13 protein-coding genes and 1 pseudogene are annotated in these 17,868 nt (G+C 40.4%); 8 read left to right on the top strand and 6 right to left on the bottom strand.

Going from position 1 to position 17,868, the window contains the following annotated elements:
• Window positions 1-51: 51 nt before the first annotated feature.
• Genes TOL9009_RS0120145 through TOL9009_RS0120135 form a run of 3 tightly spaced genes read right to left on the bottom strand, consistent with a single transcriptional unit; the run spans window position 52 to window position 2,949 of the window.
• A complete protein-coding gene (locus TOL9009_RS0120145) occupies window positions 52-2,175 on the bottom strand; it encodes a hydantoinase/oxoprolinase family protein (protein ID WP_029634376.1) in 2,124 nt (707 codons plus the stop codon).
• A gap of 34 nt (window positions 2,176-2,209) precedes the next feature.
• Window positions 2,210-2,545: a XisI protein gene (locus tag TOL9009_RS0120140; RefSeq protein ID WP_029634375.1), complete on the bottom strand. Its 336-nt coding sequence runs from the start codon at window positions 2,543-2,545 to the stop codon at window positions 2,210-2,212.
• Window positions 2,533-2,949 (bottom strand): XisH family protein, encoded by a 417-nt coding sequence (locus TOL9009_RS0120135; RefSeq protein ID WP_029634374.1) that lies wholly within the window; start codon window positions 2,947-2,949, stop codon window positions 2,533-2,535. The genes TOL9009_RS0120140 and TOL9009_RS0120135 overlap by 13 nt, the downstream gene beginning before the upstream one ends.
• A gap of 191 nt (window positions 2,950-3,140) precedes the next feature.
• On the opposite strand from TOL9009_RS0120135, the gene TOL9009_RS0120130 reads away from it, so the two are divergent.
• The 6 genes from TOL9009_RS0120130 to TOL9009_RS39840 all read left to right on the top strand — a co-directional run bounded on the left by TOL9009_RS0120130 (window position 3,141) and on the right by TOL9009_RS39840 (window position 13,330).
• Complete coding sequence (locus TOL9009_RS0120130; protein WP_029634373.1) at window positions 3,141-4,601, top strand: FAD-binding domain-containing protein; 1,461 nt, start codon at window positions 3,141-3,143, stop codon at window positions 4,599-4,601.
• Between the two features lie 437 nt (window positions 4,602-5,038).
• Window positions 5,039-9,184, top strand: a complete 4,146-nt coding sequence (locus tag TOL9009_RS45890) for a hypothetical protein (RefSeq protein WP_029634372.1) — start codon at window positions 5,039-5,041, stop codon at window positions 9,182-9,184.
• A gap of 450 nt (window positions 9,185-9,634) precedes the next feature.
• The gene (locus TOL9009_RS0120120) at window positions 9,635-10,609 is read left to right on the top strand and encodes a decaprenyl-phosphate phosphoribosyltransferase (protein WP_029634371.1); all 975 of its coding nucleotides are present in this window, start codon (window positions 9,635-9,637) and stop codon (window positions 10,607-10,609) included.
• Between the two features lie 49 nt (window positions 10,610-10,658).
• The gene (locus TOL9009_RS0120115) at window positions 10,659-11,270 is read left to right on the top strand and encodes a YqeG family HAD IIIA-type phosphatase (RefSeq protein WP_029634370.1); all 612 of its coding nucleotides are present in this window, start codon (window positions 10,659-10,661) and stop codon (window positions 11,268-11,270) included.
• A gap of 13 nt (window positions 11,271-11,283) precedes the next feature.
• Window positions 11,284-11,625, top strand: a complete 342-nt coding sequence (locus tag TOL9009_RS0120110) for an SMR family transporter (RefSeq protein ID WP_029634369.1) — start codon at window positions 11,284-11,286, stop codon at window positions 11,623-11,625.
• A 13-nt stretch (window positions 11,626-11,638) separates the two neighbouring features.
• On the top strand, window positions 11,639-13,330 hold the full coding sequence (locus tag TOL9009_RS39840; protein WP_242055694.1) for a glycosyltransferase family 39 protein: 1,692 nt from the start codon (window positions 11,639-11,641) through the stop codon (window positions 13,328-13,330).
• Window positions 13,331-13,719: 389 nt separating this feature from the next.
• On the opposite strand, the gene TOL9009_RS0120100 is transcribed toward TOL9009_RS39840, so the two are convergent.
• Entirely contained in the window at window positions 13,720-14,031 is a 312-nt protein-coding gene (locus tag TOL9009_RS0120100) for a hypothetical protein (protein ID WP_029634368.1), read from the bottom strand.
• Window positions 14,032-14,457: 426 nt separating this feature from the next.
• Between TOL9009_RS0120100 and TOL9009_RS0120095 the strand changes: the two genes are divergently transcribed.
• Both TOL9009_RS0120095 and TOL9009_RS0120090 read left to right on the top strand, forming a co-directional pair.
• A complete protein-coding gene (locus tag TOL9009_RS0120095; protein WP_029634367.1) occupies window positions 14,458-14,943 on the top strand; it encodes a hypothetical protein in 486 nt (161 codons plus the stop codon).
• Window positions 14,894-15,574 (top strand): PAS domain-containing protein, encoded by a 681-nt coding sequence (locus tag TOL9009_RS0120090; RefSeq protein WP_029634366.1) that lies wholly within the window; start codon window positions 14,894-14,896, stop codon window positions 15,572-15,574. The genes TOL9009_RS0120095 and TOL9009_RS0120090 overlap by 50 nt, the downstream gene beginning before the upstream one ends.
• A 184-nt stretch (window positions 15,575-15,758) precedes the next feature.
• On the opposite strand, the pseudogene TOL9009_RS39835 reads toward TOL9009_RS0120090, so the two are convergent.
• Together TOL9009_RS39835 and TOL9009_RS0120080 are read right to left on the bottom strand one after the other, a co-directional pair.
• Window positions 15,759-16,061, bottom strand: a pseudogene (locus TOL9009_RS39835) (DUF6745 domain-containing protein); the annotation flags it as partial.
• A 396-nt stretch (window positions 16,062-16,457) separates the two neighbouring features.
• A complete protein-coding gene (locus TOL9009_RS0120080; protein WP_029634365.1) occupies window positions 16,458-17,405 on the bottom strand; it encodes an NAD-dependent epimerase/dehydratase family protein in 948 nt (315 codons plus the stop codon).
• Between the last annotated feature and the right edge of the window lie 463 nt (window positions 17,406-17,868).

Raw genomic sequence — 17,868 nt, 5'->3', positions numbered from 1 at the left:
ATTAATCAATGTAAGCGTTTTCTTAAGCACTGAGGTGCTTACTACGAATAACTAAATACGTTCTAAAATTAAATGATTGCGTTCAGTTAATCTCGCTTCCCATAATGGCTCAACTACAATCGTGCTAATTTTTTCGACAATAATTGCTGGTCCACTAATGCTATCTTCTGGCTGTAAATCTTCTCGTCGATAAACGGGTGTATCATGCCATTTATCAGCGTTAAACATGCGTACTGTCTCAACAGATGTGGGGATTTCATCTAGAGGACGCTTCCGAGTAATTAAAGGTTCTTCCGGAGTATCCATCTTCTGAATTACTTCTACTGAAACCGATTCAACTATTAAGCTTTTCTCTAATTGAATAAAACCATAGCGAGATTTATGTTCAATCTCAAAATCCTCCCGCATTCTCACCACATCCAAATCAAAATTTACCGCCAAAATGGAATTAGTCCCCTCATACTTTAAATTAACCTTTCTAACTAACTCCTCTTCATAACCTCCGCGTACCTCTGCGCTTTCCTCTGCGTTACTTTGCGTTTGAAACTCTTCCCTCCCTTGAACTTCCAAACTCTGCATTAACTTCTGTAATTGCGGAATTAATGCTTGGGTTAAAGGCTGTTCTATTCCTGCTTCTCTAATCGATCGCACATCAGCTAAACCCATTCCATAAGCAGAAAGAACTCCAGCATAAGGATGTAAAAATATCTTTTTCATTCCCAAAGTATCGGCAATTAAACAAGCAACTTGCGCTCCTGCACCACCAAAACAACAAAGTACATATTCAGTGATATCATAACCTCTTTGGAGACTGATTTTTTTAATCGCATTCGCCATATTTTCCACAGCGATCGCTATAAATCCCGCTGCTACTTGTTCAGGTGTCCGAGCATTTTTTGTAACAGTTGCAATCTCTTGGGCTAATTCTGTAAATTTCTCAATAACAATATCTTTATCTAAAGGCAAATTCCCACCAATTCCAAAAACAGAAGGAAAATATTGCGGGTGAATTTTGCCTAACATGACATTAGCATCTGTTACCGCTAAAGCTCCACCACGACGGTAAGAAGCAGGTCCAGGATTTGAACCAGCGGATTCAGGTCCCACATGATAACTAGAATTATCAAAAAATAAAATTGAACCCCCACCAGCCGCAATTGTATTAATCGCTAATACGGGAACTCGCATTCTCGCTCCCGCAATCTCTGAATTGAATTCTCGTTCATACTCTCCTTTATAGTGGGCAACATCTGTACTTGTTCCACCCATATCAAAGGTAATTATTGAGTCGAATCCCGCTCTTTTGCTAGTTTGAACTGCACCGACAATTCCCCCAGCCGGACCACTTAGAATACTATCTTTACCTTGAAATTGTTGTGCATCAGTTAAACCTCCATCAGATTTCATAAACATTAATCTAACTTTGGGTAACTGACTAGCTACTTGGTTGACATAGCGACGCAGAATCGGAGTTAAATAAGCATCTACGACTGTTGTATCTCCTCGGCATACCAATTTCATTAAAGGGCTAACTTGATGTGATACGGATATTTGTGTAAATCCGATTTGTTGCGCGAATTCGGCAACTTGTTGTTCGTGGTGGGGATAGCGATCGCTGTGCATAAAAACAATTGCACAACTGCGAATTCCTGTATTATAAATTGTTTGTAAGTCGTTTTTTACTTGTTCTATATTTACAGGCTTTAATTCTTGACCATGAGCATCATATCGTTCATCAACTTCAATTACCTGCTCGTAAAGCATCGTTGGTAAAATGATGTGACGGGCAAAGATATTAGGACGATTTTGATAACCTATTCGTAAGGCATCTTTAAAGCCTTTAGTAATAATAAGGGCTAGGCGATCGCCTTTTCTTTCTAACAGTGCATTTGTAGCAACTGTTGTACCCATTTTTACTACTTCTATGGCTTCTGCGGGAATCGGTTCGTTACCTGAAAGACCGATAATATCGCGAATTCCTTGAATTGCTGCGTCTTGATATTGTTCGGGATTTTCTGAAAGTAATTTATAAACTATCACCCATTGTTGGTTAGGTAAGGGAACGATGAGAAAACGTTCGGGATGTGTTGATAGTCTGTCTGCGATGCAGCTATTATTCGTAACAGCTACAATATCTGTGAATGTACCACCGCGATCGGCAAAAATTTTTAACATTACTCGATTTTTTAAATGATCTATAAGTACAGTTCTAAGCGACCCCATACCCTGTATACGGTCGCTTATATGGGGGATGCAACCCCAGTACAATATCTTCTTTTGGTACTCCCATTTCTACCAGTGTTTGAGCAATATCTGTCTCAGTCATATTCCTCTGAATCCAAATTTTGCCATCTTTAATATCTAAATGAATGAAACAGTTGTACACCCGCTTCATTTCTTCCCAACCGATATCTAGTAATTGATAGTGGTCATGTTCTACATCAAAAATTAGCTGACACTCAACATCTGGGTTGCCATCTTCCAGTATCGCTTGTTTTGTTAGCAACTGACGGATGCATTGGCGATAGTTTTCTACTCTTTCCATTTAATAATCTCCTCCTTATTTGAATCGTAAACGACGAGCTTCAATTGATAAAATTTGACTGCTTCTTGAACAAAGCGTTCTTGGAAGAATGTATTAAAAGTATCAAATGGTACTGCTAGATAAAGTGTCCTATCCGATTCACTCATTTGTAAAGCAAGCCGATAGTTCAAAAATTGTCCCAACGCAACCTGAAAGTCCGTAATTGCTGAACTACTGAGAAAACTTTTTACTTCGACTGCGATTTTTAGACCTGCTTTTTCAGCACCTAAAATTTTCTCTGCTGCCAAGTCAATCTCAAATTTTACACCCTCAATTTTGATTATAAGTGGATCGGCTGTAATGACCCACAGTTCCTTTTGTAGAGCTTGTTTCACAGCAACATGGAATCGGTCTTTGGCTGACATTTATCTATATCATCTTTTAATTAACTTGATTTTAAGCGCATCGCTTTGCCATCGTTATTGCGGATATCAAACCCAGGTACCACTAACTCTACATAGCAGAGTGCCCCAAGAGCAGAAATTCTTCGGTAGAGTGATGCGAAATGGTACAATTAACGTCTAGCCTAGTACAGGCGAACTATTAAGAAGATGGAATGTCTGATTTAATTTTGTTTTGGCATCGTCGCGATTTACGCATTTCAGATAATACGGGACTTGCAGCAGCGCGATCGCACTCGTCTAAAGTTGTAGGTGTGTTTTGCCTCGATCCGAATATTTTAGAACGTGATGATATTGCCCCAGCGAGAGTAACTTATATGATTGGATGTTTGCAAGCACTACAACAGCGATATGCTGAAGTTGGCAGCCAACTATTAATACTTCATGCCAATCCGGTGCAAGCGATACCCAGACTAGCTGCGGCTTTAAAAGCTAAAGCTGTATTTTGGAATTGGGATGTGGAACCGTATTCTCAAGAACGCGATCGCACTATTATTGATGCGTTAAAAGAAAAAGGGATTCAGTTTCTCGATCAAAACTGGGATCAAATTCTCCACTTCCCCGACGAGATTCGCAGTGGTGCCAATCAACCTTACACGGTGTATACTCCTTTTTGGAAGAATTGGATTAGCAAACCGAAGGCTAACCCAGTAGAGACGGGATTAATCGCGTCTCTACAAAATTTGACGAAAGCTGAAGAGGAAATTGCCAAAGAAAATGGTGCGATCGCATTACCGACAGCGAAAGATTTAGGATTTATTTGGGATCGAGACTTAGTAATTGCACCAGGAGAAGCGCCGGCACTTGAAAAGCTGGAGGAATTTACTAATTCTGCCATCAACGAATATAAAGAACAGCGGAATTTTCCCGCAATTAACGGTACATCTCAACTAAGTGCAGCTTTGAAATTTGGAGCGATCGGCATTCGCACCGTATGGATCGCTACTTTAGAAACGCTAGAAAATAGTCGCAGTGAAGAAACAGAAAGCAACATCCGCACATGGCAACAAGAAATCGCATGGCGGGAATTTTATCAACATGCAATGTACAACTTCCCGGAATTAGCTGAAGGTGCTTTCCGCGAAGCTTTGAAAAACTTTCCTTGGCAAAACAACGAAGAATACTTTCAAGCTTGGTGCGAAGGTAAAACAGGTTATCCCATAGTAGATGCAGCCATGCGGCAAATGAATGAACTTGGTTGGATGCACAATCGCTGTCGGATGATTGTCGCTAGTTTCCTTACTAAAGATTTGCTGATAAATCCCCAACTGGGAGAAAAATACTTTATGCAAAAGCTGATTGACGGTGATTTATCTGCTAATAATGGTGGTTGGCAATGGAGTGCTTCTAGTGGGATGGACCCCAAACCCTTGCGGATTTTCAACCCTGCCAGTCAAGCGCAAAAATTCGATCCCGAAGGAGAATATATCCGGGAATGGGTTAGCGAATTGCGCTCTATGGATGCAGAATATTTAGTTACGGGAAAAATCCCACCTTTGGAACGCGAAGCTGTTGGCTATCCTCAGCCAATTGTCGATCACAACCAACAGCAACGCCACTTTAAAGGACTTTATCAACAGCAAAAAGAGAATATACTAGACATCTCCAGAATTTAAATATGTGTTATCCAGAACCCCTAGAGACGTAGCACTGCTACGTCTCTACATTCTTTTTCAACAGATGTCTACTGATGCTGGGTTAGGGGGATGGGATGGGGGGACAAGGGGACAATGACCAATAGTTTATGAGGTCTAAAATCCGTTTAATTAACAGTAATAAAAACATCGTAACCATCGTAGAGACGTTCCGGCGGAACGTCTTTACAGTATGTGTAATAAACCTGTCATGATATTATCAACCGAATTGAAATATGCATTATCCAGAACCTCTAGAGACGTAGCACTGCTAAGTCTCTACATTCTTTTTCAACAGATGCCCAATAACAAATAATTTACAATTAATGCCAGTCAGCATAAACAAGTGCCATAGTTAAGGCTAAAAGATACTTTAATCAAAATGATGATTAAAGTATCAAGTTTTACTAGTGCGGCTTATGTCTTCACCTCTTGATCGCTCTTTGAAATTTGAAATCAAGCTACCATCCTCCCATCCTGAGTTATTAGAAGGATTGGATACATTGCTACGCTTGGGTTTAATATCCCATGCCCAAGTTAAGCAAATAGCCTTTGAATTTCTCGTTTGTCCGATGGTGTCGCAACCTGAGACTCAACCCGAATTGCAGGTAGCGTTTAAAACTACCAAATCAGTGAAAAGCGCAGCAACTTTACCACCAAAGCCTGTTAAACCCAACTTGATCGCAACGATGTTGCAGTCATTGGGGGCAGAATTAAGTGTCCGTTGGCTGCTATTTTTAGGTGTATTTCTGGTAGTAGTGTCCTCTGGGGTATTAGCTGCAAGTCAGTGGGAGAGATTCCCCGCTTCGGGACAGTATGGAGTTTTGTTAGCTTATACTTTGAGTTTCTGGGGGTTCAGTTTTTGGGCAGGTAAACAGCCTAATCTCAGATTAACGGCACAGACATTGCTAATTGTCACTCTTTTATTGGTGCCGGTGAATTTTTGGGCGATGGATAGCTTCAAGTTGTGGCAAAATCCTGTGGATTGGTTAGTGATCGCGATCGCTTTTCCTATTCTCACAACTATTACTGTTTTACTCTGCAAAAACCCGCTATTTATCGCCAATTCTCCAATCGGGAAATTGCCCTTAGTAAATATTTTGGCGCTGTCATACTTACACTGGGGTTGGAAATTACCAGGATTTCCCTTAATTGCCGTTTATTTGGCGATGATCAGCACAACTATCATTACCATATATCACAATCGCAATCGATCCGCAAATTCTTTACAAGAAGAACAAGATAAGCGCGTCGGACTTGGTATCACTTTACCTGCCTTAATAGTAGTTTATGCTTTGGCGGTGTTATTAGTTCGGGCGATTTTTGTTGTCCGAGTAGATATCACCCAGTTAGGTTTAGCTATTGGAATTTGCGGTTGGTTAGTCGCTTGGTTAGCGCAAAGAGGAGAGACTGGGGAGACAAGGGGACAAGGGGACAAGGGGACAGGGGGACAAGGAGACAAAAAAGAAATTTCTATATCTTCCCCGACTCCCCTCATCTCCCCATCTCCCCATCCCCTTGTCCCCTTATCTCCCACTCCCCCCCCATCCCCCTCTCCCCCTCCTCAACTCCCGTGGGAAAACCTTGGAGGAATCTTACTTTTCCTCGGTTGGTTAGTAACGGTAGTATCATCACCTTGGCAAGCGATCGCTGTTAGCGGTTTGAGTTTATGGTTTTTCAACCGTCGTTTGCAACAACACGCTTTCAAAGTTGATTTAGCGGCAATTTTCGTTATAGGCTTACAAACAGTTTGGCTAGCTTGGCGATTGATACCTGCTGAATTACAACAATCAGCGATCGAAGAAGCAACAAAACTCACCAATTCGCAAAACGAACCTTGGGCGTTACTCAGTGTAGCTTTATTTCCTTACCTAATTTTCATGCTGGTGCTAACAAATCGAATTTATCGCACACCAAAGCGGGAATTAGCTAATTTTGGGGATAATTTAACGCTTTTATTCGGTATTTTCTTAACTTCCATTGCTCTGGTCAATCCGATATTGCGATCGCTAAATCTCCTCTTTTCCACAATAACTCTCGCCGTAGTCACCCAGCGACGTCAGGACAAGGAGACAGGGGGACAAGGGGGACAAGGAGACAAGGAGACAAGGGGACAAGGGGGACAAGGGGGAGATGAGGCAAATAATTCTTTTTTCCCAATGCCCAATTCCCAATGCCCAATGCCCAATGCCCAATGCCCACCCTCGATGATATATTTGACACACATCACCGGGGTACTAACACTTTGCTCGACAATTGATTGGCTCTTACCAAGTCTGCAAACTCAAGTTTGGGCAAGCATTTTGTTAGCACTGATGGTTGCAGAGTGGCTGCAAAGCCTTGGCGCTGGAATATGGCGACGTAGTGCATGGCACATCGGTTTTGGATTGGCGGTAACTAGCTATTTACTACTTTGGGTGAATGCTTCCGCTTTTTGGACAAGCGGTATAATCAACAATCAGAATTGGGGCTTAATTTGGTTAATTACCCCTATTACTCTCACGGCAATTGCTACCCGCACCTCTGCACCGCGAAGGATTACTAGCAGTTATTTGAGCATTTTGACGTTGTTAGCGGCACAGTTACTTATTTTACCTTTGCCAGGAGCCAGATTAATTGGTTTAGCTGTGGGTACGGCAGGGATGTTTGCAAACACGCGCTATTTACGAAACAAGCAATCTGCGGGAACTACGGTAGGTTTTGGGCTGAGTTTTGTTGCTGTGCTGCTGTGGGATGGCATTTTTAATTTACCGCATCTATCGCTAGATGGATGGTTCGTTGTGGGAGCGATCGCTATCTTCAGTTTATGGCTGATGAGCAAAGCACTCAGTCGAGGTGAAGAATTAGCCGCTATATATGCAACTGTCACCGACAAATGGGCGATCGCTTTATGTAGTTTTGAATTATTGACTTTAACACTGCACGCGCTTCTTGTTTACCAAAGCTTTGCAAATCCTGATTTTTTATACTTAACTTCCACCGCATTAACTTTAGCTGCAATCCTTTATCGCAGTTGGCGACAACCGACAAATTGGGCATTTTATGGCATCGGTTGGTGTCTGGAATTGTTGATAAATCAAGTTTTCGGCTTTGGCAAAGGCGATATTATCAAGATTGCGATCGCTAACATTGCCTTAGGTTTAATAACTCAGCTTTTTGGCGAATGGTGGCGAAGACGACATCAATTAGCAAAAATGCCCAGTAGTTTCCACATCTTACCTTTAATATATGGTGCATTCAGCATATTGCTGCGTTTAAACACCTTTACCGAGTGGACGGGTTTATATTCTTTAGGTGTAGCCTTGATTGTAATTGGTGTAGGGCGACGCCACCAAGATTTAAAACCGCTACTTTATTTAGGAATTGCAGGCATATCAATTTCCGCTTATGAACTTTTGTTCTATCAAATGTCCCAAGCTTCGGGAGGTGGTAGGGGTGATGGATTGATTGCCATGTCCGCTTTGGGCGCAACCATCATGTATGCTTATCGTATATTGTCGCCTTGGCTAATTAACTATTTACGTCTTACACCCCAAGAATTAAAAGCGATCGCTCATCTTCACTGGGCTGGGAGTAGTTGCTTATTAATGTCAGCCATTACCGCCCCCATTGCGGTCAATCGCCTTGTAGGATTAGCAACAGGCGCATTTTTAGTTCGCTACGCCATTTTTCAAGGACGCCGTTCACCTACTACCGTAGAGACGTTCCACGGTCACGTCTCTACAACGTTCCACGGTCACGTCTCTACAGAAGAAATCTGGGTTTACTTAGGTTTATTAGAATTTGCTGGTATGCGAATTTACTGGCGCGAAACAGCAGTAGGGCAGTTATTAACTGGAGTTTTAGTTCCTTGGAATGGTGCGATCGCTTGTGTAGTTGCCTATTTTCTCTACATCTTACCTTGGGAGAGTTGGGGCTGGTCGAAAAAACCTTGGCAAAACGCTGCATACATAATTCCACTGATAATTTTATGGGAAACTAGATTGCAAGTATACCCAATTACCATAGCGATCGCTGCTGGGTATTACATCTTCCTCGCCAAAATTCGCGAAAACATTCGTTTTACCTATATTAGTGTTGCCTTGATTGATTGGGCGCTATTTCGCTGGTTTGGGAATTTACATTTCACAGATACTTTGTGGTACATCACACCAGTGGGATTATCACTACTCTATATTGCTCAAGTAGATCCACATCTTCTCCTTCCAGATTATAAAACATCTCGTCACTACTTACGAGTGCTAGGCAGCAGCATAATTTGTGGATGGGCAATTTTATTTCATACTGAAAGTGCGATCGTGCCGGGAATTTTCAGCCTCATCGCCATATTTGCCGGATTAAGTTTGCGAGTGCGGGCTTTTCTTTACGTTGGTACAGCGACTTTTTTCATTACTAGTGTTTATCAACTAATAATTTTCAGCTTGCGATATCCCTTTTTAAAATGGGTAATTGGCTTGTTAGTCGGTGTAGCGTTGATTTCCGTTGCAGCCAACTTTGAAACCCGTCGTACTCAAATAAATTCTTTACTCCGCAATACTAGCGGTGGATTTCAAGAATGGGAGTAATACCGTTTTTATATGAAGATGCATATAATTAGCCTACGAAGGTAGGCTTTGTTTGTGTAGCCCCAGGTTTCTAGCCTGAGGGTATTTTGTTTTTAACGCATAGTTAGCTATAGCAGTCCTAAATAAGAGCGTGAACAACAAGATCCCCGACTTCTTTGAGAAGTCGGGGATCTGAGCCTTTCGATTTTCACAACTCATTTAGCCTTTTCGTGTGTTTTATTTACAAAACATTACAATTATTATTGTACTAACACTTAAATGTGAAGAGGGGATAAAGAGGAAAGCTTCTTTGGCGTCAAAACGTAAATAGTCTGTAAAAATACTTATTTTTTATCGAAACTTTAAAAAATAATTTTCTGTCAAAAGTATGATTTGTAATATAACTTTAGATGCATTGGTGTAAAGACTAACGGCATTTCTACACTTATAACCTATACATACACGAAGCCGATGGACTCCCGTTTGAATTCGGTTGACAAAAAACCTTTAATTGCCCGATCGCGTAAATCAGCACACTTACTTGCGATGCGACCTCGGCAATGGACAAAAAACTTGGTAGTTTTTGCAGCACCCTTGTTTGCTTTTAGCATTAATCTGCAATCATTGCTAGGCAGTTTACTGGCATTTATAATGTTTTGCTGTGCTTCTAGTAGTTTCTACTTAATTAATGACATCGCAGATGTCGAATCTGACCGTCAACATCCTGTCAAGTGCAACCGCCCGATCGCCTCAGGATTAGTCAAGATTAAAGTAGCATTAGGGATGGCAGTAATCCTATTAGGAAGTGCTTTAGCGATAAGTTGGTGGCGATCGCCACAATTGGGTGCAACCATCACCGCTTATGCCATATTGCAAATCGCCTACAATTTGCGACTCAAGCGAATGGTGATTTTAGATATTGGAGCGATCGCTACCGGTTTTGTATTGCGAGCTTATGCTGGTGCAGCTGCCACAGGAATTGTTTTATCGTCTTGGTTTTTGATTTGTACAGCAATGCTAGCGCTGTTTTTGGGAATTGAAAAGCGCAAAGCAGAACTGCGGTTGACACAACTCAAAGGTACTAAACCTCGTGCTGTCCTCAGACGTTACTCCCTCGAATTGCTAGCACGGATGGAGAGTGTCGTTACCACCAGCACCCTTGTTACTTATACTCTTTGGAGTTCAGGTCCCCTCCTACGCGGTGCTTCCACTTCTTGGATGCTGCTGACTTTGCCCTTTGTTTTGTATGGCATTTTTCGCTATCAACTACTCAGCGATCCTCAAGAAATTGCCACTGACAATAACAACGAAGTTGAGCATGGTGGACGCAGTGAGCGACCAGAAGAAGTTTTATTAAAAGACTTGCCAATTCTATGCACTGTTGTTGGTTGGATTATCACCTGCTTTGTAATTCTTTGCCTAAAACAGCAGGGACTAATTAATTAAATTTGCTCAGTGCAGAACTACCAACAATTAGTTCTAAAAGAGTTTACAGATGTTGAAAAAAATAGTCAACCAATTTATTTCTTGGTTGCGTTTGCTCATTCAGGGAAATAACCGACCAGGTTTAAAAGAAAACCCCCATAAATTACCACGACGGGCTTATATATTAGCAAGCATCGATATTGAATTGCTAAAAAAATCCGGCATTCGCGGAATCATCCTCGATTTAGATAACACTATTATTTCTGAAGATGACCGCTACCTATCTCCGAAAGCAGAAGATTGGATTACACAGGCAAAGTTAGCCGGATTAAAGTTTTTTATTCTTTCAAACGGTAAACGTCATTATCGAGTTAAATTTTGGTCTCATCGTCTAGATATTAAAGCAATCAACCCAGCGAAAAAGCCTTTTCCTAAAGCATTTCGTCAAGCGATCGCTCACATGAACTTGCACCCCAAAGAAGTAGTTGTCATTGGTGACAGCGTACATACAGATGTCATCGGAGCATGGCTTTTAGGCTGTTGCAGCATCCAAGTAGCTACCCTACCCCATCCACCCCGTTGGTGGGAATCCCTCGCCGGTAAATGGGTGCAAATACCTTACCCAACCGAAAATGAACTTTGGGACTTTGATGATTCTGCTGGTTATGAAAGTTTCTTTTAGAAAAAGTATTTTTATGAATAATCAACTTTTTTTCAGCTTACTTATTCTTATCACAGTTGGTTTAAATACCGCTGCTCAAGCTCTTTTAAAACTAGGAGCAGGTCAAAATCCTTTAAATATCTATTTACTGGGAGGAATTTGTACTTACGGTATTAGTACCCTTTTCTATATAGTGGTTTTGGGTAAATTTAATTTATCTGTAGCTTATCCAGTAGTAATCGGATTAACAATTTTAGCTACAACGATTGCTGGTGCAGTGATTCTTAGGGAAAAAGTCTCAATTTCCCAGTGGTGGGGATTGGGATTAATGTTGAGTGGAATTTCCGCGATCGCTTTCGGTTCAAAAAATGGTTAGATTTTGACTAAATTTGGCAATTCCAGGACTTACGCACGGACTATGTATTTCCGTCATTGCGACGCAAGGAAGCAATCTCAAAGTCTTGTTTTATCGTAACGAGTGCGTAAGTCCTAAATTAAAAAGATTTTTTAACATCTTTTATCAATTGAGGCATTTACATATGACAAATATATTCAAATATTGCCATGAAATTTACTCCAAACATAAAATTTATTTTCATGTATTTATTTTTTTCTGGGCATTATTTGCTCTGACGAATACCGGCTCCGATAATTCCGAAGGTTTATTTCATTACCAAGTTGCCTACCAAATTATCAAACATGGACAATTAGGTTTTGATACACCACAACTAGGTATTTTTCAAATAGCACCTAATGGTAGAACCTATGCAGGACACGAAATTGGCAATACCCTTTTTATGTTGCCAACAGCATTCATAAATGTTCTGCTAGAAAATCTTTTTTCTAGGTTTCTTAGTCTAGAAAAAATAGAGATGCTTCAGAAATTTATTTTATCATTTCAAGCTAGTGTCTATTCAGCATTGACTGCAACTACTTTCTTTGCTATTTTGCGGACTAGATTTTCACAAGCTAAAATTCCCAGCTTTTTAGCAACTTTATGTCTAGCGCTTACCACTTATTTCTGGACTTATTCTCGCATTTTATTTGATGGTGTATTATGTACCACATTGCTAACCCTATCTTTTTTCTTGCTATTGAGCTATCGACAAAAAAATAATTGGTGGTATTTGTTTGGCTGTTTTATATGTCTAGGATTCGCTTTAATAACCCGAATATCCATGATTTTAGCTATCCTAGTAACTTTTGCTTATTTGCTAAACTATTACAAACCAATAGCAACACGATTCCGAGAAATTGTCTTGGGATTAGTGACACTTGTTCCTTTTATATTGTGGCAATGTTGGTACAACTATCTCCGAACGGGGATTTTTTATAAATCACCAGTACAAACAGCAGTATATGCAAGTAATAATGCTTTGGATGGTAATATTTTTGTAGGAATAGCAGGTTTACTTTTTAGTCCTGGTAAAAGTATATTTGTTTATGCTCCTTTAGTAATTTTATCTATCTTATTATTTAAAAAATTCTATAAAGAACATCGACAAGAAGCTATATACATAGCAGCACTCACTGTACTTTGGTTTTTACTTCATGCTAAGTTAAGAAGTTGGTATGGTGCTTGGGGATGGGGACCACGACTTTTTCTTAGTATCCTACCGTTTCTCTTTCTCCCATTTGCTGTCAATCTAGAATACCTTCTTCAAAAAAAAGCCTTAAAAATTTCTACAATATTTTTAGGAAGTTTTGGTTTTCTTCTCAGTCTGTCTTCAATTATTTCTAATTGGCATTTCCGGTTAGAATATGCCACACAGCGCGGTATGGTTAGTGATAATGTATTTATTTGGGGTTTTTGGAATAGCCAATCAGTTGATATGTTAAAGGGTGCATTTGGAAATATTGCGCGGATAATAACTCATGCACCAATTATCACAATTAAAGATTCTTATTCAGAAGCAAATGAATATGCTAGCAGCACAATAAATATATGGCTGAATTCTTTCATTTATGCTGGTATTCCTTGGTATGCCGCATTGATTTTGGTCATACCTCTGCTAATTTTAATGTATTCGTCTATCCAAAAGATTTTCAGTTCTCCAGCAAGAGACAGATTAAGAACGTAACAATAAAAACTAAGCTTTTTAAGAAAACTCTTCATTAGCACACGAATCCTCATCTATAATCCAATACAGCCCGATCGGACGAATGTAGAGACGCCAAATTTCGCGTCTCTAATCCCAAAAATCTTAACGGGACTTAGACAAAAACTAGCCGATAAAAAAGCTTAAAGGTATATGCACAGAGGCTTTAACATCGTTTTGCCTAGTTTCTTGATATATCTGGGTTTCAGGCGTTTTTTGGTAGAAGAGTGTATTTCCCTATCCCCGAACAATAATCCTGTGTCCCCAGTCCCTTTTTCAATTAATAATATAAAAGCAGAAGCATTAATTAAAATGCCTCTGCTTATTATCTTCATCCTATGCGCTCTTAATCCATCCTCAAACTGTGTTTTTTACATCAGTTTAAGCTTTTCAATATTTGTTTCCAGTCCAGAGACTATCAAAGAAATCATCTGTAAAATTGCGGCTCTATCACCCGTCTTGCAACGCTCAAATAACAAATGAACATCCACCAATCCCGTCTCAATTGCTGATTTTAACACTGTATTTTCACTTGCCTTGAGATTATTATTTGCACAAGCGGTGTAAAGCACTACTCCCGCCATCGTGTACATATCTAACATTGGTTCATCACCATTGTTATTTACAATTTGGGGAAAGTGTGAAAGAGGATGGACGAAGTGGTCAAAAGTTAATTGGGTCATGATTTTGGTGAAATCGATACTTGAATAAGTTCAAACTCCAGATAACGCTGATCAACAGATGAACAATTTGCACTGCTCGGTTGTGCGCTGAACTTTCATCCGATAAGGGATTTCGTCTACGGAATTTTCAGTTGTGTGATGTTGCTAAATTTGTGCTAGCGTATATACTGAAAAGAAGAGGGACAAAAACCTTTAGATTCCTTACTTGAAATTAAAAGCGAGATATAAGAGTGAAAAGCTGGCTTTTAGGGTCATCTGCCTTTTTTGATTTTTCCGCTTCAGTAATTTAGTGATTCACACCTTAATATTAAGCTTGTCATTTTTATTTGTCAATATGTCATTTAAAAATGACTAACAAAATCGTCCTGCTATTGAGATGTCATGAGAGAAAATAAAAGGTAGGAGTAGTGTTGAGAAGTTCAAATTATGACTGATAGAAGACGTTCTGACGACTACAAGCAGGTTAGCGGCTACATTCCGATAGACTTAGCGCGGGAGTTTAAAAGCATCTGCGCTCGCGAAGGTGTATCTCAAAGCGACGCATTAGAAGAGATGACGCGTGAATGGCTAGCTAAAAGAGCAGGTGTCCATTCAGTAGTTCCCGAACCTGCCCGTCCAAAAACAATTGCTGAGGTAGTTCAGGTAAACATGACAAAACTTAAGGGTTGTGGAGTGAGAAACTTGCGAGCGATCGCCAAAGCCGAAGTACTACCGACACCAGGAGACTTTGCCATCATCACGTCAGCCTTAGGTATTCCTGAAGAAGAACGGAAAATAATTTGGCAAGAAACTTTCAAAATTTCCGTGTTTTCCGATTTTCGGGGTGTAAATATATGTAAAGAGTCTGAAAGTATAAAAGAAGATGAGCACGAGTATTCTTCGGATATTGAACCTACCGGGCTGGAACTATAAGATGTCCCATGAGGGAGTTTCCATCCTTGCTCCCACAAAGCGGGATGCTACCGACCTCGCCCAAAGCTACGGAGATGCTCTCAGTGAAACTGCGGCAAAACTCAACGGTAAAGTGCGAATTAAATGGAGGGGCTGTAAAAATCCAATCGAATTTTTCGGGTGGATGTCTTCCTCTGGTGCCCCCACACCCTCAGAAACTGCTGAACGGATTTTGCATTCTGGGGGTGCAGTCTTTTGCAGCCAAGTGCATATCCCAAAAGGGTTATTGTACCGAATGGTTGCAGCCGCTGAAAATGAGCGTCCAATTAGCATTGTCAGACAAGACAATCGCAAGCAAATCATAGTCAACCAACCAATGGCTGACATGTTAGATACTCCCCCGGAGGTTGCTACCCAAAGAGTAATGACTCAATTTTGGCTTCCTGAAGATTTGGCAGAGCTAGAACAAAGACTAAATAACAATAGTGAGTTTACATGGACTTACTCTGCTGGACTCAACGAGCAAGCTTGGGCAATTTTAACAACCCACTTTGAGGCATTTGAGGTTGAGGGCATTTGGTACAGACAGGGAACCTGCTTATCAACTCCTCAGCTTGTGCCAATTCCACCAGGGGCTTTTGCTCCGGTTTAAGTAGGTGGACAATTTAAACCGAAGAATTACGGGTGTGCATAAATTCTTACTTTCAGGGTGCATTTCTTACTTAAAAGTGGATTAATATCGAGTCCGATTTATGAATAAAAATTACCGCACAAAGCACTCTGGCTGTGGTAAATATTAACTTTGGTTAAAAAATATATTACTCATAATATGATAATTAGGTTTGTACGCTAAATTCTTCTGGGTCTATATCCCAATTCACCCAGCGAATTGCTTCTCGCGCTGTTTGCAAATTCGGCGGTACGCGCAAAGTGTGAATACTTCCCGTACTGGGGCAAGTCATTTTTAAAATATGAATTGGCTCAACATCAACCTTGGCTTCAATTTTTAACAGCGTGTATTCTTGCCAAGAATCTAATTCCACAGCTTGCAATTGGTTAGCGATGCGTGTGTAACCAATTCTTTGAATTAGCGATCGCCGTATTTCAGAGTTTGGTTCTGATAATAACCATTGCGGTTGCAACTTATGAAAAGGGATTTTCTCAATTAAGATTTGTCTTAGTCGTAAATCTATGGTTTGTGGATACCATTCAGGTGGCAACTTGTCAATGGGTGTTGTCTTAATCAAGATTTCCTTGAGTTGAAAATCTTTTGTTTCTATATAGATTTGGATTGCACCCTCACCCAATACGGTTCGGATAAAATTTTTTGATGAAAATTATACATCGCAAAGACGCGATGAATCGCCGTCTTTACAATAATAAGTCCTTTGTAGAGACGGCGATTTATCGCGTCTCTTGCCTTAACACCAAGCGTATTGGCACCCTCACCCACCGAAGAGTAGGGTTAGACAAACGTATTGTAAAGACGTTCCACCGGAACGTCTCTACGATTCATCCCACGTTATATGCGATGCTTAATACAACGCCTTCACCCACTCCCACTCCTGTATCAAACCTTCTCTGAGGGAAACTTTAGGCTGATATCCCAAAATTCTCTGTGCTTTCGATACATCCGCTGCCGTGTGACGGGCATCTCCCATCGCTTTTTCAATATGGTTTCTCTTAATCGGTTTGCCGACAATTTCCTCCATCGTGTCCAATACTTCTTTTAACACCACCCTGCTACCACCGCCAATATTAAAAATCTCACCCACAGCTTCCGGTACTGTGGCAGCGGCTAAATTAGCGGCAACAGCATCACTAACAAAAGTAAAGTCCCGCGTTTGCAACCCATCACCGTAAATCGGAATCGCTTCATCTTGCAAAATCGATTTGAAGAACTTGTGAAACGCCATATCCGGGCGCTGCCTGGGACCGTAAACTGTGAAATAGCGCAACGCTACACAAGGCACGCCAAAGTTTTTTTGATACAGTCCACACAACCTTTCAGCTGCTAGCTTAGTAATACCGTAAGGGGAAACCGGTGCCGGACAAATTCCCTCATGGGTGGGTAGAGTTTCGGCATCACCATACACGCTAGAAGTTGAGGCAAATACTAACCTTTTCAAGTCTTTCGCATCTTTTGCCGCTTCCAATAAAATTTGGGTAGCGCTGATGTTTCGTTCAGTGTAAGCACGGAAACCTTGACCCCAACTGGCACGTACTCCCGCCTGTGCTGCCTGATGGTAAACTACTTCAACGTCTTTGAGGAGCGTTTGCCAATCTAAAAACTGAATATTTGCTTCAATTAATTCAAAGCCTGGAGACCAATGTAAGTGTGCAATATTCTTACGCTTTAAAGCAGGGTCGTAGTAATCGTTAAACTCATCAATTCCGATTACTTCATCTCCTTGTTTCAGCAATGTTTCTGTAAGCTGAGAACCAATGAACCCTGCCGCGCCGGTGACAATAACTTTAGCCATGTTTTGTGATTTTTGGATATTTTATCAATTTGAATATACCCAGGTTAATCTTTACACCCAGGTAAATGCCAATACTTTAGGATTATTTTTTTAAACAATTATTTGCAGATGAAAGTCATTACTTGAAAATACTTAAGCAACGTGGTTTGTTAGCAAATATATCAGTATATTTGTTGATTTTTGTGGATAATATTTTCTCTATGAATATACTAGGTAACGAAGTTAAAATACAGCAAAAAAATACATAATAAAACCAGTACTGATAAATGTGTAATACTCAGTGTTGATGTGGTGGAGTACGTAGTAAGCGTTAAAATGTTAATAAAAATTTATTATTTACGTAAATTTTGGGAATATCAATAAACCAAAAAATTTTTCCCTAAAGCTTGCCGACAAGCGATCGCACCCAACTGCACAGGTCAAGGTTAAGCATCTGAGGAAAATCATAATAAAAATTTATTAA

It is taken from the genome of [Scytonema hofmanni] UTEX 2349 (genome assembly GCF_000582685.1).
In the GTDB taxonomy this organism is placed as follows: Bacteria; Cyanobacteriota; Cyanobacteriia; order Cyanobacteriales; family Nostocaceae; genus Hassallia; species Hassallia hofmanni.
This window is presented reverse-complemented; position numbering and strand designations above follow the sequence as displayed.